This is a genomic window from Actinoplanes sp. GCM10030250 (assembly GCF_042666575.1).
Classification (GTDB): Bacteria; Actinomycetota; Actinomycetes; order Mycobacteriales; family Micromonosporaceae; genus Actinoplanes.
Map to the genome: position 1 here is coordinate 490746 of NZ_JBHTDO010000001.1, position 21023 is coordinate 511768.

18 protein-coding genes are annotated in these 21023 nt (G+C 71.2%); 9 read left to right on the top strand and 9 right to left on the bottom strand.

Going from position 1 to position 21023, the window contains the following annotated elements:
• Window positions 1–91 precede the first annotated feature (91 nt).
• The gene (locus ACFQV6_RS02175) at window positions 92–916 is read left to right on the top strand and encodes a methyltransferase domain-containing protein (protein WP_378025562.1); all 825 of its coding nucleotides are present in this window, start codon (window positions 92–94) and stop codon (window positions 914–916) included.
• 74 nt (window positions 917–990) lie between these two features.
• Here ACFQV6_RS02175 and ACFQV6_RS02180 read toward each other — a convergent pair whose 3' ends face one another.
• From ACFQV6_RS02180 to ACFQV6_RS02195, 4 genes are all read right to left on the bottom strand, one after another.
• Window positions 991–2427, bottom strand: coding sequence for a glycoside hydrolase family 130 protein (locus tag ACFQV6_RS02180; protein WP_378025768.1), 1437 nt, complete (start codon window positions 2425–2427; stop codon window positions 991–993).
• 44 nt (window positions 2428–2471) lie between these two features.
• Window positions 2472–3554 carry a glycosyltransferase gene (locus ACFQV6_RS02185; RefSeq protein WP_378025563.1) on the bottom strand — a complete coding sequence of 361 codons (1083 nt, stop codon included), beginning with the start codon at window positions 3552–3554 and terminating at the stop codon, window positions 2472–2474.
• Complete coding sequence (locus ACFQV6_RS02190; protein ID WP_378025564.1) at window positions 3551–4711, bottom strand: glycosyltransferase; 1161 nt, start codon at window positions 4709–4711, stop codon at window positions 3551–3553. Before ACFQV6_RS02190 ends, ACFQV6_RS02185 begins: the two co-directional genes overlap by 4 nt.
• Before the next feature lie 158 nt (window positions 4712–4869).
• Window positions 4870–5871 (bottom strand): glycosyltransferase family 4 protein, encoded by a 1002-nt coding sequence (locus ACFQV6_RS02195; protein ID WP_378025565.1) that lies wholly within the window; start codon window positions 5869–5871, stop codon window positions 4870–4872.
• An 82-nt stretch (window positions 5872–5953) separates the two neighbouring features.
• On the opposite strand from ACFQV6_RS02195, the gene ACFQV6_RS02200 reads away from it, so the two are divergent.
• Entirely contained in the window at window positions 5954–7669 is a 1716-nt protein-coding gene (locus tag ACFQV6_RS02200; RefSeq protein WP_378025566.1) for an alpha-glucosidase, read from the top strand.
• Here the strand turns inward: ACFQV6_RS02200 and ACFQV6_RS02205 are convergent.
• A complete protein-coding gene (locus ACFQV6_RS02205) occupies window positions 7659–7805 on the bottom strand; it encodes a hypothetical protein (RefSeq protein WP_378025567.1) in 147 nt (48 codons plus the stop codon). The genes ACFQV6_RS02200 and ACFQV6_RS02205 overlap by 11 nt on opposite strands.
• A gap of 57 nt (window positions 7806–7862) precedes the next feature.
• Window positions 7863–9422, bottom strand: coding sequence for a CocE/NonD family hydrolase (locus ACFQV6_RS02210; RefSeq protein ID WP_378025568.1), 1560 nt, complete (start codon window positions 9420–9422; stop codon window positions 7863–7865).
• A gap of 84 nt (window positions 9423–9506) precedes the next feature.
• On the opposite strand from ACFQV6_RS02210, the gene ACFQV6_RS02215 reads away from it, so the two are divergent.
• From ACFQV6_RS02215 to ACFQV6_RS02225, 3 genes are all read left to right on the top strand, one after another.
• On the top strand, window positions 9507–10169 hold the full coding sequence (locus tag ACFQV6_RS02215) for a TetR/AcrR family transcriptional regulator (protein ID WP_378025569.1): 663 nt from the start codon (window positions 9507–9509) through the stop codon (window positions 10167–10169).
• Entirely contained in the window at window positions 10166–10657 is a 492-nt protein-coding gene (locus ACFQV6_RS02220; RefSeq protein ID WP_378025570.1) for a TspO/MBR family protein, read from the top strand. Before ACFQV6_RS02215 ends, ACFQV6_RS02220 begins: the two co-directional genes overlap by 4 nt.
• 113 nt (window positions 10658–10770) lie before the next feature.
• Complete coding sequence (locus ACFQV6_RS02225; protein WP_378025571.1) at window positions 10771–12864, top strand: N-acetylmuramoyl-L-alanine amidase; 2094 nt, start codon at window positions 10771–10773, stop codon at window positions 12862–12864.
• On the opposite strand, the gene ACFQV6_RS02230 is transcribed toward ACFQV6_RS02225, so the two are convergent.
• Window positions 12833–13687, bottom strand: coding sequence for an SGNH/GDSL hydrolase family protein (locus ACFQV6_RS02230; RefSeq protein WP_378025572.1), 855 nt, complete (start codon window positions 13685–13687; stop codon window positions 12833–12835). The genes ACFQV6_RS02225 and ACFQV6_RS02230 overlap by 32 nt on opposite strands.
• A 62-nt stretch (window positions 13688–13749) precedes the next feature.
• The gene (locus tag ACFQV6_RS02235) at window positions 13750–14658 is read right to left on the bottom strand and encodes an NADP-dependent oxidoreductase (RefSeq protein ID WP_378025573.1); all 909 of its coding nucleotides are present in this window, start codon (window positions 14656–14658) and stop codon (window positions 13750–13752) included.
• Window positions 14659–14752: 94 nt separating this feature from the next.
• Here ACFQV6_RS02235 and ACFQV6_RS02240 point away from each other — a divergent pair, with 94 nt between their 5' ends.
• The 3 genes from ACFQV6_RS02240 to ACFQV6_RS02250 all read left to right on the top strand — a co-directional run bounded on the left by ACFQV6_RS02240 (window position 14753) and on the right by ACFQV6_RS02250 (window position 19845).
• Window positions 14753–15811, top strand: coding sequence for a class I SAM-dependent methyltransferase (locus ACFQV6_RS02240; protein WP_378025574.1), 1059 nt, complete (start codon window positions 14753–14755; stop codon window positions 15809–15811).
• A gap of 168 nt (window positions 15812–15979) precedes the next feature.
• Window positions 15980–19144, top strand: coding sequence for a BTAD domain-containing putative transcriptional regulator (locus ACFQV6_RS02245; protein WP_378025575.1), 3165 nt, complete (start codon window positions 15980–15982; stop codon window positions 19142–19144).
• A 125-nt stretch (window positions 19145–19269) separates the two neighbouring features.
• Window positions 19270–19845: a hypothetical protein gene (locus ACFQV6_RS02250; protein WP_378025576.1), complete on the top strand. Its 576-nt coding sequence runs from the start codon at window positions 19270–19272 to the stop codon at window positions 19843–19845.
• Here ACFQV6_RS02250 and ACFQV6_RS02255 read toward each other — a convergent pair.
• A complete protein-coding gene (locus ACFQV6_RS02255) occupies window positions 19817–20146 on the bottom strand; it encodes a DUF1707 domain-containing protein (protein WP_378025577.1) in 330 nt (109 codons plus the stop codon). The genes ACFQV6_RS02250 and ACFQV6_RS02255 overlap by 29 nt on opposite strands.
• Before the next feature lies 1 nt (window position 20147).
• On the opposite strand from ACFQV6_RS02255, the gene ACFQV6_RS02260 reads away from it, so the two are divergent.
• A complete protein-coding gene (locus tag ACFQV6_RS02260; RefSeq protein WP_378025578.1) occupies window positions 20148–20990 on the top strand; it encodes a hypothetical protein in 843 nt (280 codons plus the stop codon).
• Window positions 20991–21023 lie beyond the last annotated feature (33 nt).

Below are 21023 nucleotides of genomic sequence, written 5' to 3' on the forward strand. Positions count from 1 at the left end.
TACTCAACGTGTATAGGGCGATCGGCGGGTGTGCATGTCGGATGGATGACGTCGACGGGCGGGAAACGTTCGGTGGATGAACAATCGAGCGATGGAGCCCGCACAGAAGGAACGGACCCCGTTTGCCGACATCGACGGTCTGACGGCGCAGATGTCCGAGATCGTGGTGGACGCGCTGACCGAGATGAGTCGTCATCCGGAGATCCAGAGGGTGCGTGGTGCCGCGTTCGGCATGCTCCAACCGGCGCCGGGCGAGCGCCTGATGGATGCGGGTTCCGGTGGCGGTGAGGTGGCCCGGCTGCTCGCCGCCGAGGTGGGGCCGCGGGGTGAGGTGATCGCGCTCGACCATTCCGCGGCGATCACCGCGGCGGCGATCGGGCGGCACGACGGCAGCAGCGTGCGTTACGTGACGGGCGACGTCTGCGGCCTCGACCTGGCGGACGACTCGGTGGACGGGATCTGGTGCGAGCGGGTCCTGCAGCACGTCGAGGACGCCGACCAGGCGATCTCCGAGCTGGTCCGGGTGACCCGCCCCGGCGGGCGGATCTGCCTGATCGACACCGACTGGGCATCGCTCGCCTTCGACGGGATGCCGTCCGGCCTCGGCGACATGGTCGTGTCACACACCCGCGGCAACTTCACGCCTCCGCAGTTCGACATGGGCCGGACCCTGCGCCGCCGGCTGATCGCCGCGGGGCTCCATCGGCTCGAGGCGATGCCGGTGACCTGTTTCTTCGACACTCCCGGCTCGGCCGCGGTGGTGCTGCCGATGGTCAATCCGCGGGTGCCGGAAGAGGCGTGGGCGACCCCGCCGGGCCTGCGCGACGAGTGGCTCGCCAGCGTCGAGGCGGCCGGTGCCAGCGGCACGTTCCTCGCCGTGCTCACCATCTGGGTGGTCGCCGGCGTCGTCCAGTGACCGGTGGAAACCAGGCGGCACCGCACCCGGCGGGAAAGCCGGAAGCGGTGCCGTGGAAAGAAGCCCGGTAACGGTCAGGTGCTCGGCACCATCCGGTGCAGGAGCCGGTCCAGCGGCATGCTGGCAAAGCTGATCCGCACGTCACTGGAGGCGTACGGCAACCAGAACCGCCCGTCGTGCACGAGCCCACCGCAGGAGTAGAGCACGTTCGGCACGTACCCCTCGCGTTCGATCTCGTCCGGGTCGATGAGCCCGGCCGGCAGGTCGGCGATGACCCGCTCCGGATTCTCCAGGTCGAGCAGCATGGCGCCGATCGCGTACCGGCGCATCGGGCCGACGCCGTGGGTGAGCACCAGCCACCCGGCCTCGGTCTCGATCGGTGAGCCGCAGTTGCCGACCTGGATCAGGTCCCAGCCGCGGTGCGGGACCAGCAGCGGGCCGGCCGGCTGCCAGCGGTGCTGTTCGTCGCGGACGGCCAGGCCGAGCGTCTCGCCGTCGGAGCGGCAGAGCGCCATCTTCTTCCCGTTGACGTAGCGCGGGAACAGCGCCATGCCCTTGTTCCGGGCGGCCGGGCCGTGCAGCGCGGTCACCTCGAAGTGCCGCAGGTCCCGGGTGTAGATGACCCGCCCGGCGATGTTGAACCCGTCGTAGGCGGTGTAGGTCGCCTGGTACGCCGGCCGCCCGTCCGGGTCGATCACGTGCACGAACCGGGCGTCCTCCATGCCCCGGCTCTCCGACGGGGTGGCCGGCCACATCACCCGCTGGTGCAGCGGCATGGTGGGCGGATAGGTCACCGCGTAGTCGTCGCCGACGATCCGCCGGATCAACTCGAGGGTCATCGGGGTGGTGGGCCGGGCCAGGATCTCCGGCGGCAGATGGCCGAGGATGTCCTCGAACACCTGGTCGTCGTAGCGCTCCGGCAGAGCACCCAGCACGTACGCCGAAGCCTCGTTGTCGATGTTCTCGTCGCCGAGTGCCGCGAAGAGCTGGTGTTTCATGTGTTTGGCGCCGACCCGCTGGCCGATTCCGAGTGGCCCGTCCCGCTCCTCCAGCCGGATCGCCGCGCCCGGGCCGAGCACCACGCTGCAGAATCCGATCGACGAGATGTGCCCCTCGCCGATCTGCCGCAGGCTGAGTGCGGCCCGCAGCTCGCCCGGTGCCAGATCGCTCTGGTCCGGGTGCGGCACGATCGACGGGTTGCAGAGTGCCGCGGCCTCCACCGAGAACTCGTGGCTGAAGTACGCCCCGATCAGGGTCCGCGCCGCCGGTGACAGCTCGATCTCGGACGGCACCCGGTGCTGCACCACCTCGTAGTGGTGCTGGAAGACGCCGAGGATGTCGTGATGCCGGCCGGCGAAGCGGCTCAGCACGTCCTCCAGCAGCGTGCCGATGTCCGACTCGTCGAGCTGGAGGACACGTTCGATCAGGCAGGAGGCGCGGTTGTGGGTGATGTGCGCGTCCTCGCCCGGAACGAACAGCTTGATCACCACGCGACGGCCGTCCGGCGCCATGGTGATGTTGTGACGGGTGATGTCTTGCGTATTCACGGTTGCGGTCACGCTAGGCCGCCTGACGGTCGGGTCGCGCTCCGGTTCGCCAGCGTGCGGGCATGCTGCAGCGTGGAGACCAGCGCGAGGGTGGATTCGGCTCCTTGGTTCAGATTAGGACCATCAGCCTTCAATCCGTCATAACAACCGCAAGTCTCGGGGTCGTACATCACCGATCCGATGTCGTTGTCGCCGAGGAACCACCCGATCGCCTGGAACAGCGGCGCGTCCCAGCGTTCGTCACCGGTGACCGCGGCCGCCGTGGCGCAGGCGTCCGCGGTGGCGGCGGCCTCGATCGGCTGCTGGTCGTGCCGGTGCCGCTCGGCACCGGGCCGCCAGCCGCCGACCGGGACGGTGGAGAGGTGGCCCCGATGCTCCTGCATGTCGCAGAGCCAGGAGAGCATCCGCAGGCCGTCGGCGAGCAGCCCCTCGTCACCGAGGAGGTCACCGGCGGCGATGACCACCTCGGCGAGTGCCGGGTTCGCGTACGTGAGCTCCCGCTCCGGCCAGACCCAGTCCGGGTCGGAGCCGGGCACGCCGATCACGGTCGCCGCGTCGCCGAGCAGTTGCGCGGCCTGGCGGTCGTGCGGGTCAGCCCGGAGCACCTCGGCGGCACCGAGCCCGGCGAAGGTCATCGCCCGGGGCCAGGGCGAGCGGCACCGGACACCCTGCTGGAAGGCGTTCGCCGCCTCCCGCCGGAGCCATCCGGTGCTGCCGCGCGCGGCGGCGGTGCCGAGCCCCCACAGGGCCCGGCCCCACCAGTCGCCGAGCGACGGTTCGTCGAGCCACCGCCGGTCGTAGCTCATCCGGTTGCGGAAACCGCCGTCGGCGCCCTGGGCGTGGGTGAGGAACGCCAGGTAGCGGTCGGTGTGCCGGAGCAGCTCGGGTGACGGCCGGGGTTCCCGGCAGGCGATCAGGAGCCCGCGGGACACGTCGTCCACGCAGTAGCCGTGCTCACGGCGGACGATCGCGTTGCGCGCGTGTTCGAGCAGGCCGGTGTCGTCGGAGAGCCGGAACACGTGGTCCCAGCGGGGTTCGGGAACGTCCTGGAGCCGGATCGGCGGCGGGATCAGCCGCAACCCAAGGCTCATGCCGAAATCGCGGGCGCGGGAGCGAGAAGGGGCCGGCGGTCGCCGAGCAGGCGGGCGGCGAGCGACTGGTAGCGCGCGGCCACCGCGGGCCAGCGCAGCGTGGGCCCGCCGGCCAGGCCGGTGAGCCGGCCCGGCATGCCCGGCTCGGCGAGCACCCGGCGGATGGCCATCGCCATCGCTTCCGGGTCGTGATGGGGTACGAGCAGCCCCGGCCCGTCCGCGAGCAGTTCCACGGCGTGCGGGAACTCCGACGCCACCACCGGCACCCCGGCACCGACCGCCTCGATCAGCACGCCGGAGGTGACCTGTTCGGTCGAGTCGTACGGCAGCACCACCACGTCGGCCGAGCAGATCAGCCGGGACAGGTCGGCCGGATCCATGTAGACGTCCGACCAGCGGACCGAGTCCGATACCCCGAGTTCCTCGGCGAGTTCCTTGAGCGAGTCCCGGTACGCGTCACCCTGCTGCTCCAGCACTTTCGGGTGGGTACGCCCGGCGACCGTGTAGACCGGCTGCGGAGCCATGTCGTCCAGGAACGCCAGCGCCCGCAGCGCCCACTCGATGCCCTTGCCCGGCCCGAGCAGCCCCCAGGTGAGCAGGTGCGGCCGGTCGTGGTCCTCGCGTGGTACGCCGCTGTGGCTGCCCGCACCGTGCGGGATCACCGTGATCTTGCGAGGGTCGACCTCGTAGTGGGTGGTGAGGCGCCGCCGTGCCGTGTCGGTCATGGTCACCACCGCGTCGGCGGCGGCACCGATCTGCTCGAGGACGGCCCGCTGCAACTGGTCCGGGTGGGTCAGCACGGTGTGCAGCACGACGATCACCGGTACACGCAGGGCCCGCAGCACCGGCAGGATCTCGGCACCGGCGTCGCCGGGGTAGATGCCGTACTCGTGCTGGATGATCGCCACGTCGAAGCGGTTGAGGGCGGTCGCGGCGGCCACCCAGCCGCCGGGCCGGTCCGTGTGCCACGTGTGCACCACCCGTGGAGCGGCCCGGTCGAGCACGATCCCACCGCTGGTGTTGTCGCCGGCGAGCAGCCGCACCACACCCGAGCCGGTGCCTCCGGCATTGAGGTGGGTCGCGAGTGCCGCATTGAACGTCGCCAAACCGCATTGTGTGGGGGGATAAGTGCTCAGAAACCCATATGTCGCGGGCATGACAAGCCTTTCTCCTCGGCCGGCTGCCTCCCCGCAGCACGGACTCTGCGCGCGCGGGCAAAGTGCCGTACACCGCGCGAGAACGGCGCAAAGACGGCCCAGGAAAAAGGCACGTTTAACGCGCAATTCACATTGCGACGTTAACAAGATCCAGCTTTTCAGCTGATGATTTTTCGGTAAATCGTCATGTACTCGTCAACCATGCGATCGGCGGAGAACCGTCGCCGGGCGTGCGCCGCGCAGGCCATACGGTCGATCTCCGCGATCCCCGCGACGGCCGCCACCGCCTCGTCGACCGTGTCCACCAGGCGGCCGGTCATCCCTTCGTCGACGACTTCGGGCATGGACCCTTTCCGGTACGCGACAACGGGTGTCCCGCACGCCATCGACTCGACGACGGAGAGCCCGAACGGCTCGGCGAACCGGATCGGGTGCAGCAGGGCGGCGCCGGAGCCGAGAATGGTGCCCCGCTCGTCCGGCCCCACCGACCCCAGATAGACCACCCGTTCTCCGTCGATCAGCGGCTCCACCCGTTCGGCGAAGTAATCCTGGTCCTGCACGATTCCGCACATGATCAGACGGCGTCCGGCCCGGCGGGCGATCTCGATCGCTATGTCGGTTCCCTTGTCCGGGTGGATTCGGCCGAACAGGATGAGGTCGTCGCCGCCGTCCGGATGCACCGGAAGTGCGCTCAGGTCGACGCCGTGGTGCACGGTGGCCACATATTCCAGGTCCGGCGAGCGGTCGCTGTCGGAGATGGCGACGAAGTGCGACCGCGCCCGGCGGTAGGCGGGCAGGATGTTCTGTCCCGAGAAGCCGTGGACGGTGGTGAGCATCGGAGCCCGGCAGTGTACCGAGAAGGCCAGCGGCAGCCAGTCCAGGTGGTTGTGGATCAGGTCGAACTCGCCGGAGCGGGCGAGCGCGTGGCTGACGTGGATCGCTTCCCAGACCCGTCCGTCGATCTGATCGCTCTCCTCGTACCCGGTGGGGACGACCCCGTCGAGGGTGGCCTTGGTGAGCGAGTCGAGGGTGGCGAAGAGGGTCACGTCGACGCCGCGGGCGGTCAGCCCCTCGGCCAGCAGGCTGGTGATCAGCTCCCACGGGCCGTAGTGCAGCGGCGGCGTACGCCAGGCGATCGGCCCCAGTAGTGCGACCTTCATGACAAATCAGAATTTCCGGTCATAACCACGTGCTCAGTATGCATGGCGGGTTGCGAGCCCGTTCTCGTGTTAGAGAAGAGCAATGACGGATTCGTGGTGGAAGAAGGCGGTCGTCTACCAGATCTACCCGAGGAGCTTCGCGGACTCCGACGGCGACGGCATGGGCGACCTGCGCGGCGTCATCGACCACCTCGACCACCTGGCCGAGCTTGGTGTCGACGTGCTCTGGCTCTCTCCGATCTACCCCTCACCGCAGGACGACAACGGTTACGACATCAGCGACTACCAGGACATCGAGCCGCTCTTCGGCAACCTGGCGGTCTTCGACGAGCTGCTGGCCGGGGCGCACGCCCGTGGCATGAAGCTGATCATGGACCTGGTGGTGAACCACAGTTCCGACGAGCACCAGTGGTTCCTGGAGAGCCGCTCGGCCAAGGACCACCCGAAACGGGACTGGTACTGGTGGCGCCCGGCCCGCGCCGGGATGGAACCGGGCACCCCGGGTGCCGAGCCGACCAACTGGGGCTCGGTCTTCGGCGGCCCGGCCTGGGAGTTCGACGAGAAGACCGGCGAGTACTACCTGCACCTGTTCTCCCGGAAGCAGCCCGACCTCAACTGGGAGAACCCGGAGGTCCGCGAGGCTGTCTACGCGATGATGCGCTGGTGGCTGGACCGGGGCGTGGACGGCTTCCGGATGGACGTCATCAACATGATCTCCAAGGTGATCGGCGAGGACGGCTCGCTGCGGGACGGCCGCCTCTCGGCCGGCGCCGCGTACGCGGACGGCTCGGACAGCTTCATCGGCGGTCCCCGGCTGCACGAGTTCCTCCAGGAGATGCACCGGGAGGTCTTCGAGGGCCGGGAGGGCCTGCTCACCGTCGGTGAGATGCCCGGCGTCACCGTGGAGGAGGCGCGGCTGCACACCGACCCGGAGCGGCACGAGGTCGACATGGTCTTCCAGTTCGACCATGTCTGGGTCGACCGCGGTCCCGACCCGTGGCTGCTCCAGCCGCTCCAGCTCACCGCGCTGAAGGCGATCCTCGGCCGCTGGCAGGCCGGCCTCGCCGACCTGGGGTGGAACAGCCTCTACTGGAACAACCACGACCAGCCGCGGGTGGTCTCGCGCTACGGCGACGACGGTCCTCAGTACCGGGTGGCCTCGGCCAAGATGCTCGGCACCGTGCTGCACCTGCACCGGGGTACGCCCTACGTCTATCAGGGCGAAGAGCTCGGGATGACCAACTACCCGTTCGGCGGGATCGAGGACTTCCGCGACATCGAGGCGCTCGGCCAGTACCGGCAGGCGCTCGATCTGGAGGGCCGTAGCGCCGAGGAGGTGCTCACCGTCCTGCGGGCCCGGGGACGCGACAACGCCCGTACGCCGATGCAGTGGGACGACTCGCCGCAGGCCGGGTTCACCACCGGCACACCCTGGCTGGCGGTGAACCCGAACCACCGCGAGATCAACGCCGCCGCGGATCGTGCCGACCCGGACTCGGTCTTCCACTACTACCGGAAGCTGATCGAACTGCGGCACACCGAGCCGGCCGTGGCCGAGGGCGACTTCACCATGCTGCTTCCGCACGACGAGCGCCTCTACGCCTTCACCCGGCGGCTCGGGACCACCGAGTTGCTGGTGATCGGCAATTTCTCCGGGGAGCCCGCCCGGGCCGAGATCGAGGACGCCGGATCCTGGTCGTCAGCGGAGCTGGTGCTGACCAACGTGGAACCCGCGCCGGTGGATCTCACCCTCGGCCCGTGGCAGGCGGTCGTCTACCGCCGGGCGGTCAGGCCGTGATCTCGGGCCAGGCGTAACCGAGCAGGGCGAAGGCGGCGCCGAGAAGCGCGAGGCTGACACCGCGAGTGGTGATCGGCAGCGCCGCCAGCACCAGCAGGATGACAGCGATGATGTAGAAGATTGCCTGCATGGACATGTCCGCTCCTCGATGTGGGGGTGGGGCGGCGACGCCTTACCCCCACGCCGGGGACCGCTAAACAGAACCGTGCTGGACGACCGGGAGGACGAGCACCGAGCTGTGCCCCACTGTGGTCTCCGTGGGGACCATCTCGGTGGCCGGTCCGGGCGGTTCCCCGGTGCCGTAGTTACGCAGGAACCGCGGGTGCGCCCCGCCCGCCACCAGCAGCCGGATCCGGTGGCCGGGCCGGAACCGGTGCGCGGTGGAGCCCATCGCGACAACGGTCCGGCCGTCCCGGATCCGGGCCAGCCCGTCGCAGACGTTGATCGATCTGCCGGACGGGTCGACGTCACACAGGCGGGCGAACAGGTCGCCACTGGCCGCCGTGGTGGTGACGTCGAACTCGCCGCGCACCGCTCCCATCACCTCGACGGCCTCGGTCAGCACCGGGCCGGTGAAGACCCGCACGTCGGAGCGCTGCTCCAGCGGAGCGTTGTCCCGGGTGCCCTGCGTAGGCGATTGCAGGGCTCCTCCTATCGACGGCGTGGGATCGCGTGGGTCGTACCGAAAAGTGGTCGAACCCGGACCGGCCTCGGGCCGCAACGTCTCCGCGCCCAGATGGAACCGCAGGTCGACGCCGGCCGGCGGCCAGTCGGGGAGGTCACGCCATTCGTCGGCGCCGCCGATGTGGACACGCACCGGCTGGGCCGGCGCCTCGCCCCTCAGGTTGCGCAGCGCCTGGCCGAACATCTCCGCCCAGCCGATCTCGAGCGAGTTGGTGTGCGTCCACGGGCCGATCAGCAGGTCCACCGGCAGGCCCGCCGCGCGGCGCCGCCGATATACCTCGATGGTCTGCTCGGGCACGAGGTCGTGCCAGCCGGTGCTGAGGCTCACCGGTACCTCGGCCGCCGAGAGCGCCGGGATGCCGTTCGCTCCCCGCCAGAAGTCGTCGGCGGCGTCCGGTGCGGCCAGCCAGCGCTCGAACTCGATGCGCCGGCCCTTGAACGGCACCTGGTACACCTCGATCAGCGGAACCTCCGACACGGTCCGCTTGAGATGCCGCTGGAGCCGGGTGATCGCCTTGAGGTTGGTCCAGAGCGTTGTCGCGCCGCCGAACATGCCCATCCCGCCGACCAGCGAGCGCTCCAGAGCGAACGCGCCGCCGGGCCAGAAGAACGGTTGCGGGTCGAAGAGCGCCACCTGCACGATCGCACCGCGCCACTCCGGCGGGGGATTCTCGGCGATCTGCGACTGGGTGTAACCGGTGTAGCTGGCGCCGAGGGTGAACAGGTCGCCGGTGAACCACTCCTGCTTGCGGATCCACTCGACCGCCGCCCGGCCGTCGGCCGCCTCGTTGCGCCAGGTGTGGAACTCGCCCTCCGAGCCGCCGGTCCCGCGGGAGCTCTGCAGCAGCACGTGGAAGCCCTGCTCGGCGAAGAGCACGCCGTAGAGCCAGTCGAACGGGAAGCCGGCGCGGATGTAGGGCGCACGCAGCAGGATCGTCGGGCACGGCTCGCTGGTGACGGGCGCGTAGTGGTCGGTGAGCAGTTTGCCGGCCGGGCCGGGCACCGGAACGGCTCGCTCCCAGGTGACGTCGTAGCGTGCGGCGGGGCCCTTGCGGGCCCTGCGCCGCATCAATCGGAGGATCAAGGGCAGCTCGCGCATTGTCCAACCCCCTTTTTCGTACGCTGTACCAGAAACAGTATCAGGAGGTGCCCCGTGGCACGAGGTCGTCCCCCGGCGTACACCCGTGACCAGGTCGTGGACGCGGCTGTCCGGCTCGCCGACGCCGACGGTCTGGACGCCGTCACGATGCGCCGGGTCGCCGCGGAGATCGGTGCCGGCGCGATGTCGCTTTACACCTACGTGCCGGACCGGGAGCGCCTGATCGATCTGATGGTGGACGCCGTCGCCGGCGAGCCCGAGCTGCCCGCGCTGACCGGTGACTGGCGTGCCGACGTGTTCGCCCTGGTGTCGACGCAGCGGGATCTGATGCACCGGCACCGATGGCTGCCCGGTGCCCTCGCCGGGCGCGGCGTCTCCGGCCGTAACCTGCTCGGCTATCTGGAGCACGGCCTGGGTGCGATGGAGCCGACCGGACTTCCCGGTACCACCCGGATGGCGCTGATCGGCATGTTCACCGGCTTCGTCGCCTCGTACGTGACCGGGGAACTGGCCGGCGACCCCACCGGGACCGAGCAGGCGGCCCAGATCGGCGCCGTGGTGGCGAGCGGCGACTTCCCCCGGCTCGCCGCGGTCTTCGCCGAGGGCGGTGGCGGTACGGGGCCGGACTTCGCCGTGGTCGCGGACTGGGTCATCACCGGCCTGGTACGGCAGGCGGGTGATTCGTTCGGCGGGTCCGCGGGTAAACGTCGCGCATGACCAGTCACGCGATGCGCTCCGGCCGCTCCGTCAACCCGTGGCTGGCGCTGGCCGGGTTCGGTGCGGCGGCCGCGTTCGCCGCGCTGCTCGGCGGCCTCGGCGTGGCCGGCACCGCGGGCGAGTACCAGAGTCTGGACCGCCCGGCCTGGGCCCCGCCGTCGTGGCTGTTCGGGCCGGTCTGGACCGTGCTCTACGTGATGATCGCGGTGAGCGGCTGGCTGGTCTGGCGGCGCACCGGCTGGTCGCCCGCGCTGAACTTCTACGCCGTCCAGCTCGCCCTGAACGCGGTCTGGACCCCGATCTTCTTCGGGTTCGGCCAGTACGGCCTCGCGCTGCTGGACATCGTGGTTCTCTGGGTGCTGATCGGGATCACGGCGTGGAAGTTCCGCCCTGTCTCCCGGGTCGCCGCCGGACTGCTGCTGCCGTACTGGGCCTGGGTGAGTTACGCGACGGCGCTCAATGCGGCGATTTGGCTCGCAAACCAATAAATCAGAGGATTTTTCACAGAACTCCCCACGGGCCCCTCCGGTTGCAGGCAAGGTGTCACCTGGCCGCCGGTTAAGCCCGAAATGACCCCATCGCCGGTGGTCGGGGAGTTCACATGCGCCACACCCGGCTGCTCGCCGTCCGCTTCACCGCCGCCCTCGCCGTGCTCACCGCCGCGGCCGGCTTCCAGTGCTGCCTGACGGCCCGTGAGGCAGCGCTGAGGACCAGCCGGGACAGTGCGCTCCAGACGTTCGCGCTGACCTCGCCGGCCGCCAGGGCGGGAGACCTGCGGCTGGTCGCCGAACAATCCGGGGGCATCCGTACGGCCGAACTGCCCCGCCGCGACACCGAGCCGTTCAGCCTGATCGGCGTGACCTGGGCCGACCCGCGAGCGGTGGCCGAGGGCGCGATCGAGGTGCGCACCCGGCCCGCCGACGGCCGGGAGTGGACACCCTGGCAGCTGCTCGAGACCGACAACCCGGACGCGTCCGGCGGCACGGGCGGGACGGCGGTGCGGGGTGCCAGCGATCCGCTGTGGGTGGGCCCCTCCGACGGCGTCCAGGCTCGGATGGTCTCCCACGGCCGCCCGCTGCCGGACGGCCTGCGCGTCGATCTGATCAACCCGGACGCCCGGACCGGCGCCGAACCGTCCCTGGAGCTGGTGGCGGCCCGTCGCGACGTGACGGCCGAACCGAAACGGGCACCGGGGCTTCCGGCGCGGCCGGTACCCAAACTGATCACCCGGGCCGGCTGGGGAGCCAACGAGGGGATCGTCAAGGAGGGGCCCGCCTACACCGGCGGCATCCAGGTGGTCTTCGTGCACCACACGGCTACCGGCAACAACTACTCCTGCGGTGAGACGGCGAGCGTGGTCCGGGGCATCCAGGCGTACCAGGTGAAGAGCAAGGGCTGGAACGACGTCGGCTACAACTTCTTCGTCGACAAGTGCGGGAAGATCTTCGAGGGCCGCAGGGGCGGCGTCAACCGGTCCGTGCTCGGCGCGCACACGCTCGGCTTCAACAACAACGCCAGCGCGATCGCGGTGATCGGCAACTTCGGTGCCGTACCGATCCCGGCCGCCGCCAAGGCGTCGGTGGCGCAGCTCGCGGCCTACAAGCTGGGTGCCTGGGGCAGCCCGCCGGCCGGGCGGGTGGCCCTGCTCTCCGGCGGCAGCGACAGGTACCCGGCCGGGAGGACCGCGGTGCTCAACCGGATCTCCGGGCACCGCGACACCGGCAAGACCGAATGCCCGGGCAACTCCCTCTACGCCCAACTGCCCTCGATCCGCGCGGTGGCCGGTGCGGCACCGGCCGGGCTCGAATACGCGAAGCTCACCGGCGCGGCCGCCTTCGCCGGCAGGTACCACACCAAGGGGCTCGTGCAGCCGCTCTGGGACCTGACCACCGCCACCCGGATGCTGGACCGCTTCGAGGTCTGGCTGGACGGGCGCATGTTCACCGCCACCCCGGCCGGTCACCGGACGTCACGGCTGCGGCTCACGCCGGGAACGCACACGGTTGCCGTCAAGGCGGTGCACCTGTCCGGGCGTACGGCACTGACCAGCGCGACGATCGTCGCCGACGCGGCGGCGCCCGCCTTCACCACGGCACCGCAGGTCGCCCTGCGCACCGGCACGCTGAGCGACTCGGTGCCGATCCGGCTCGGCTGGGCGGCCACCGACCCCAACGGACTGCGCTCGGTACGCGTGACCGGCACCTCCCGCGCGGTGCTCGGCGGGACCGCGCGCAGCCTGGACGGGGCGGCACGGGCCGGAGAAGCGGGCGCGTGGACGGTGACAGCGGCTGACCCGGCCGGCAACGTGCGGAATGCGTCGGTCACCCGTACCCCCGTGGTTGTGCCCGAAGCCGGAGCCACCCGGACCGGAACCTGGCGCACCCTGCGCGACCCCGGCTTCCTCGGCAGTGAGGCACTCACCGCCTCGGCCGCCGGCGCGTCGCTCAGCTGGACCTTCACCGGCCGGTCCGCGGCCCTGGTGGTGGGCCGCACCGCGACCTCCGGCCGGGTCCGCGTCTTCCTGGACGGCCGCGACCAGGGTGTCGTCGATCTGCGGTCGGCGGCCGCGACCTACCGTCAGGCGGTCTGGACCCGGTCGTGGCCCGACAGCGCCCGGCACACCGTCCGCGTGCAGGCCGAAGGCACCTCCGGCCGGCCGTCGGTCATGCTCGACGGACTCGCCTATCTGCGATGAACGGGTTCGGGACCTCCGGCAGCGAACGGCCGGTGGGCAGCACACGGCGCAGGCCCTGGTACCACTGGAACGCCATCTGCCGATAGCCCAGCACGTCCGGGTGCACACCGTCCACCGTGTTCGCGGCCGGGATGCGCGACATGTCGGCGAGCGTGACGTTGTACGGGTAGCGAGCCGCCACCCGCGCCACGGCGGTGTTGAAGACGCGGAACTCCCTCTGGTGCGGGCCCGGCACCACCAGGAGCTTGGCCAGCACGATCCGCACCGACGGATCAGCCGCGACGATCCGGTCCAGCAACTCGGCCAGCCGCTGCGGCGAACCGGCCGCCCGGTGGCGCAGCAGGTCGTTGGTGCCGATGTCGAGCAGCACCACCTGCGGCTGGTACTTCAGCATCCACTCGTCGATGTGCCGGGTGACCCAGTCGATGCGCCAGCCCGGGTGTCCCTCGTGGGCGTTGTCGCGGCCGGAGCCGTTGCGCAGCGACCCGACGAAGTCGGCCCGGATCCCGGAGTCGGCGAGCCAGGCGTAGAGCTCACGCCGGTAGCCGTTCTCGGTCCGGTCACCCTTGCCGAAGGTGAGGCTGTCGCCGAGCGGCATGATCCGGATGGTGTTGCTGCCGCTGCCCTTCGGCCGGTAGTCGGCAGTGCGGTAGTCATCGGCGTGGTCCTGGGCGGCCCGGCTGCTCTGAGCCGCGCCCCGGTCCTGGTGAGAAGGCCCGGCGACCGCCTGGGTCCCTGCGGACAGGGCGATGGCTGCGGCCATCACGCCGGCGGCGAACAGCGGCGCCGGGCCATTTCCGGTGAGGTGGCTCATCAATCGCATGCACGGCGCTTCGTCGGGCTCGGAGCGCCGCTGAGCAGGTGATCCACTACCGCAACCGTGCGCTACCGGCTCGCCACCGTCACCACGACCTTCCCGCGTCCGTGCCGGGATTCGACCACCGCGTGCGCCGCGGCGATCTCGTCCAGGGTGAAAGTCCGGATCGGCATGGTGATCCGGCCCTGAGCGGCCAGCGCGACCACCTCGGCGAGACGTTGCGGCGACCGTCCGGCGCGCACGACACGCGTACCGAACTCGGCGGCGGCCTTGTCGTCGACGATCGTGCCGACCCGATCCGGATCGATGCCGAGCGCCACCGACTGGGCGATCGCCTCACCGCCTGCGGCGTCGAGAGCGACAGTGGGGGTCAGGCCGGTGGTGCGGATCGCTTCAAGAAGACCTTTTCCGTACGGGACGGGCACCGCGCCGATTTCGCGAAGGTAGTCGTGGTTGCCGGGGCTCGCCGTGCCGATCACGGTGGCGCCGGTGAGACGGGCCAGCTGGGTGGCGATGGTGCCGACGCTGCCGGCGCCGGCGTGGACCAGGAGCACGTCGGAGGCGGTCACCCCTAGTTCCTGGAGGGCGCCGCTCGCTGTCTGTGCGGCTGCGACCAGGCCGGCGGCGGTGGGGAAGTCGAGGATGCCCGGTTTGACGACAACGTTGCCGGCGGGGACGGTCAGCAGCTCCGCCGCACCGTTGAGCATCGTCGAACCGAGTACGGGAGTCCCGACCGGGAGATCTCGGACCTCGGGGCCGATCTGCTCGACGACTCCCGAGTACTCCTGGCCCAGCTGCTGGGGGAAGGTGGCCTTGACCCACGGCATCGTGCCGCCGCGGACGGCCACGTCGAAGGGCTGGACTCCGGCGGCGTGCACGCGGACCAGGACCTCGCCCGGGCCGGGGGTCGGATCGGGCAGGGCGATGACGCGGAGGACGTCCGGCGGACCGTACCTGTCGAAGACGGCAGCTCTCATGGAGCCAGCCTGCAAGGTGAACTCATGTTGAGGTCAAGCGGTCTGCACGCGCTCTGTACCTGCTCTGCACGCGGCGTGGCGCAGGTTGTCGTCCATGACTGTTGACTCTTCTCAGGCCCTGGGTGACCGGTTGCTCGGTGCCCTCACCGGGGCCGTCGAACTCTGCACTGTCGAGCTCGGGCGCCGGCTCGGGCTGTATGCCGCTCTGCGGGACGGTCCGCTCACGCCCGCCGAGCTGGCCAAGGCGGCGGGGATCGACGAGCGGTATGCGCGGGAGTGGCTGGAACAGCAGGCCGCGGCCGGGTTCCTGACCCTGTCCGGGCCGGCTGCCGTGGCGGCTTTCGGGCTCGCTCCGGGCGTTGCTGACGTTCTGCTGGATGAGGGCGGGATGCTCTATGCGGGTGCGGCGGCCGAATTCGCTGTCGGCGTCGCGATGCTGACCCCCCGGGTGATCGAGGCGTTCCGGACCGGCGAAGGTGTCCCGTACTCGGAGTACGCCCACGTGCGGCACGGCATCGCCGGCTTCAACCGGCCGATGTTCGACCACCTGCTCACCACGACCTGGCTGCCCGCGGTGCCCTCGATCGAAGCTCGGCTGCGGTCGGCGGCCGGTGCCCGGGTGCTCGACCTCGGGTGCGGGACGGGGTATTCCTCGGTGGCGATGGCGCTGGCGTATCCGGCGATCACCGTGCGCGGGGTTGACCTGGACGAGGACTCGGTGGCCGCGGCGCGGCAGGTCGCGGCCTCGGCCGGAGTGGCAGACCGGGTGAGCTTCGTGACGGGTGACGCGGCCGGCCCGCTGGACGGGGCGTTCGACCTGGTCACGATCTTCGAGGCGCTGCACGACATGGGAGATCCGGTCGGTGTGCTGCGGCAGGCTCGGGCGGTGCTCGGTCCGTCCGGGAGCGTCTTCGTGGCCGACGAGCGGGTGGCGGACACGTTCACCGCGCCGGCCGGGGAGGTCGAGCGGCTCCAGTACGCGTTCAGCGTCCTGCACTGCCTGCCCGCCACCCGCGCCGAGAACCCGGTCATCGCCAACGGGACGATCCTGCGGGCGCCGACGCTGCTGGGGTGGGCGCGGGAGGCCGGCTTCGAGGCACCCGAGGTCCTTCCGCTCGACAACGACTTCTGGCGCTTCTACCACCTGCACTGAAACCCACCCCGCCCCCACCTCGGCTGGCTCCCGGTGCTGTTTCGCCTGCGGGGAGGCGGCACTCACGCACGTGACCGGGGGCCGTGAGGGTGATCGGAAGAGTCGGAGATCTGTCGATAGGCCGAAAATTGTTGCGCTGCCCCCGGGGCGGGGTCCTAACGTCGGGGAGTGCTGGTCCGCGTTCTGGGACCCTTCGAGGTGGAGGGCGACGACGGTCCGGTCATCCTGTCGGGCGGGGCGCAGCGTGCCGTCCTGGCTCTGCTCGCGCTGCGGGCGGGCGGGCCGGTCGGGGTGCCGGAGCTGGTCGACGCCCTCTGGCCGGAGGATCCACCGCCGTCGGCGCGCAACAGCATGCAGTCGCATGTGGCCCGGTTGCGCGCCCGGCTCGGCGTGCCCGGAATCATCACCCTGGAACCGGCCGGCTACCGGCTCAACCTGCCCCGCACCTGCGTGGACGCGCTGCGCTTCGAGGACCTGGTTCGCGATCACCGTGCCCCGGCCGAGGCGATGGGGCTGTGGCGGGGGCGGCCGCTTCCCGAGTTCCCGGACGAGCCGTTCCGCGGTGCGGCGGCCCGGCTGGTCAGGCTGCACCGCATCGCCCTCCTCCGGCACGCCGCGTCGCTGCCCGCAGCCGACGCGGCCGCCGAGTTGCACACCACGGTGGACGCCGACCCCTGCTGGGAAGAGGGAGCTGTCACCCTGGCCGCCGCACTGACCGCGGCCGGCCGCCGGGGTGAGGCCCTCGAAGTGCTCCGCCACCACGCCGACGCCGTCGTCGACCGCCTCGGCCTCGACCCTTCCGAACGGGTCCGCCGCGCTCAGGTGGCCCTCCTCCGCGGCGAGCCGGCCGACTTCCCGCCGGCCGCTGACCGGCCGAGAGGTGTGGCGTCAGTGGACGCGAGCAGCAGTGGCGTGGCGAAGGAAGCGCACGGGCCAGTCACGCACGGGCCGGTCACGCGAGGGACGACCGGGCCAGGGACGGCCGCGAGCGCGGGGGTGGGGAGTGGGGGAGGTCGGGGGTGGAGGGAGGGTGCTCCGGGCGTACCCCTGCGGTTCTCGTCTTTTCTTGGCAGGGAGGGTGAGCAGCGGCAATTGGCCGCGCTGCTCGCTGAGCCCGGCCTGGTCAGTGTGGTGGGGCCCGGTGGTGTGGGCAAGACGCGGCTGGTGGCGGAGACCGTGCGGGCGGCTCCCCGGGTGGCCTGGGTGGACGCGGCCGACGTGCGGGAGGCGGATTTCCTCGCGGCGGTGGCGGTTGCGGTGGGTGCGCGGGTGGCGCCGCACGAGGTGCCGGTTGCGGTGATCGCGGCGGCGGCGGAGCGGTATCCGGTGGTGGTTCTGGACAACTGTGAGCATGTGCTGAGCGCGGCGGCCGAGGTGGCTGAGGCGCTGCGCGGGGTGCGCGTGGTGGTGACCAGCCAGGAGAGCCTGCGGGTGGACGGTGAGCAGGTGTTGCGGCTCGGGCCGCTGGCTCCGGAGACGGCTCGGCGGTTGTTCTGCGAGCGAGCGCGGGTGCCGATGTCGCCGGCGGTCGGTGAGGTGGTGGAACGGCTGGATTCGTTGCCGCTGGCGATCGAGTTGGCGGCCACCCAGGCGGCGGTGCTGGGCGTGGAGGAGCTGCACGCCCGGCTGGATGACCGGCTGGACCTGCTGAGCCGGGGGCGGCGGGGTGGTGATCCGCGGCACCGTACGTTGCGTGCCGTGGTGGCCTGGTCGTTCGGCCTGCTGGATCCGGCTTCGGAGCGGTTGCTGCGGCGGCTGGCGGTGTTCGCGGGCGGGTTCTCGGTGGCGGCGGCCGAGGCGGTGGCGGCGGATGGCAGGCTGCCTCGCCCTCGGGTGGCGGGGCTGCTCGCGGGGCTGGTGGACCGGTCGTTGGTGGCGCGGCACGGTGTGGGGCGGTTCCGGCTGCTGGAGACGGTGCGGGCCTATGCGTCGGAGCCGGAGCGGGCCTTTGCGTCAGAGCCGGTGGCCGAGATTGATCACGCCGTGGATCCGGACCGCGCGATGCCGAACGGGGATGGCCGGGTGATGCCGAACGGGTCGGGCGGGCCGCGTGCGGCGAGCGGCTGGCCGGGCGGGGATCTTGTGGAGCGGGCGGCGGCGAGGGCGGGTGGGAACGGGCAGCGATCGCACCGGGAGACCTCGCGCCGGGAATCGCGGCGCCGGGCGGGGCGTGCGGACGCGGCAGCCGGGCCGGCACCGGGCCCGAACGCGGTCGCGGGCCGGGGCTCGGGCGCGGTCTCGGGCGAGGCGGCGGACCGGGCCGAGACCGAGGCGCGCCATGCCATGGCCATGGCCGCCATGGCCGAGGAGCTCGACTCGCGCATGCGGGGGCCGGAGCAGGCGTCAGCGGTACGGGAGATCGACGCCATCCTGCCCGATCTGCGCCTGGCCCACGCTCGGGGCTCAGCCGACATCCGGGTCCGGCTCGCCGCCGCGATGTACCGCTACGGCTACCGCTGCCAGCAGTACGAGGTGCTCGCCTGGGGTCTGGCCGCCGTCGACGGCCCGCGGCACCCGGATGCGCTCGCCGCCGCGGCCACCCACGCCTGGGGCCGGGGTGACCTGGCGGAGGCGCGGAAGCTCGCCGGTCTCGCCGACCCGCCGGGCGCGCCGGCTCACGAGGTGCTCGGCGACGTGGCGCTGGTCGCCTGTGACGCGCGGACCGCGATCGCGCACTACCGGGCGATGGACGGCGAGCCCATCGCCAGGGTGTCCGGGCTGGTCGGGGAGGCACTCGTGCGGGCCTGGTCGGGGCAGGTGGAGCGGGCGGTGGAACTGGCGGTCTCCGCGGTCGAGCTCGCGGACTCGACCGGCAATCCGAGCGCGCGGGCCGAGGCCCGGTACGGGCTCGGTGAAGCACTCGGCGACACCGACCCGGAGCGGGCCCTGGAGTTGCTGGACGAGGCCGTCGCGCTCGCCGGGCCGGTGGACGACCGGCTGTTCCAGGCGGCGGCCGGCACGGCGGCGGTCGCGGTGCGCAGCCGGCACGGTGATCCGGGTCCGGCGCTCGCTGCTTTCCGGGACGTGTTGCGGCTGTGGCGGCGGGCGGGCAACGACACCCTGCACGCGGCGGCCCTGCGCAACCTGATCGTGCTGCTCGTCCGGGTGGGTGAGGACGAGACGGCGGTGCTGATCGACGCGGCGCTGCCGCCCGCCGCGGTGTACCCGGCGGAGGCGGCACGCCTGGACCGGGCCCGCGCGGCGGCGGAGGAGCGGCTCGGCGCGGAGCGGGTGGCGGCCCTGCGCCGGCGCGGTGCACTGCTCGGACCAGCACAGATAGCCGGCGGGGCGGCCCGCACCATCGACGCCGCGCTGGCCCGCGGTCGTGACTGATCAGTGCCGGAAGCGGATGCCGCGCCGGGCTCGGGCGTGGCTGATCAGCGCCGGAAAGCGGATGCCGTGCTCGTACGGGGGCGTAGTTGACGGTCGTCCGGGTACGGGCTCGATACGGTTAGCGGGTGTCTCAGATCCCGTGGTGGGGGCTGCCCCTCGTGGCCGTCGTGTTCGCGCTGGCCGGAGCCGGAGTGGCGGTGCTCGTTCAGGCTCGTAACGTCAGCCTGCTGAGCCGGCGCCGCCGCACGAAGCAGTGGTATTCGGAGCGCAGGGACGCGTACGTCCAGTTGCTGACCGCTTTCGAGCGGGCCACTCACCGGCTGCGTACGTCGTTCGAGTCGGGGGAGAAGCCGCCGAGCCCGCTGGCGTACCTGGATCAGATCGGCCCGGCCCTGATGCCGGTCCGTCTGCTGGCCTCGGGGCCGGTCCGGAGTGCGGCGCTGGCCGTGCACCTCCAGCTGGAGCGCCTGCACAGCGAGATGAACCCGGAAGCGGTGGCCGGTGTGCAGCCGCAGACCCATTTCCGGGAGCTGATCGCTCAGGTTCCGCTTGTCATGCAGCAGTTCGAGGCGGCCATTCGGGAGGAACTGGGCATCCGGGAGACTCCGCCGTTGCCGGTGGACGCGCCGAACGGGGTGGTGCGCAGCCTCCTGCACCGCAAGCCGGCCACGCTCAGCGGGCCAGACCAAGAACGACCATGAACAGCACCAGCACCACCGCCGCGGCGAGGAACGCCCACAGCAGGTGACGGGAGTCGTCGCGCGGCTCCTCCGTGCTCGGTAGGTCCGCGGTGACCGCGGCCAGATCCCCGTGTGTACGGCAGGCCAGCACCCGGTCGACGCGCTCCGCGTACTCGTCAAGGGTGAGACGTCCTGCGGCCGCATGCATTTCCAGCATTGCGACGACACGGTACCGTTCTGCGTCGGAGGTCCTGAGCGTCGGATCAGTCACGGCGACAGGGTAGCCTCCGCGAAGTTTTTCCCCCACCACCTCGGGAGACACGATGGCCAACCCCTCCGGGAACAGCCTCCTCGTAATCGAACGCCTGCTCCGTGACCGGGACGGAATCTGGCGTCAGATCATCGAGGAGCGCGATCTCAAGCAGCTCACCGGTCAGATGCTGGTCAGCTCGGCGCTCAGCCTCGCGTTCTACGGCGCGGTCCTCGGCGCCTCGAACAGCGCGCTCCAGGCGCTCGCCTCGTTCGTCAAGCTGCCCCTGCTGTTCCTGGCGACCCTCGCCATCTGCCTGCCCACGCTCTACCTGTTCAACCTGGTCTTCGGCGCGAAGCTCTCGGTGCTCCAGGCGCTGACCCTGATCATGGTGACGATCACCGTGACCGCCGTGCTCACGCTCGCCTTCGCGCCGATCAGCCTGTTCTTCCTGATCACCGCGCAGAGCTACTCGTTCTTCAAACTGCTCAACGTGGCGATCCTCGTGCTCACCGCGATAGTCGGCCTGCGCTTCCTGACCGCGGGCATGCGGGCGCTCAACGACCATCAGGAATTGATCGCCGTGCCCGCCACGCCGGCCGCGCTGGAGGCGAAGGCCGAGGGGGCGGGTACGTCCGCCGCGCCCACGGGGAACGGTGCCGTGCTCACCGCGCCGATCAAGCCGCTCTCCCAGATCGGCGCCCGCCCGGGTCCGCCGCCCCGGCCCGAGGGCTCGGCGAGCATGACGCTGCTCTACATCTGGATCCTGCTCTTCGGGTTCGTCGGCACCCAGCTCGCCTGGACCCTGCGGCCCTTCTTCGGCAGCCCGGACAAGCCGTTCGAGCTGTTCCGCAGCATCGGCGGCACGTTCTACGCCGACGTCTTCGACACGATCGGCCGTCTGCTCGGCGGCTGAGGGCTTTATGCAAACGGTTGCATCGGGCAGGAT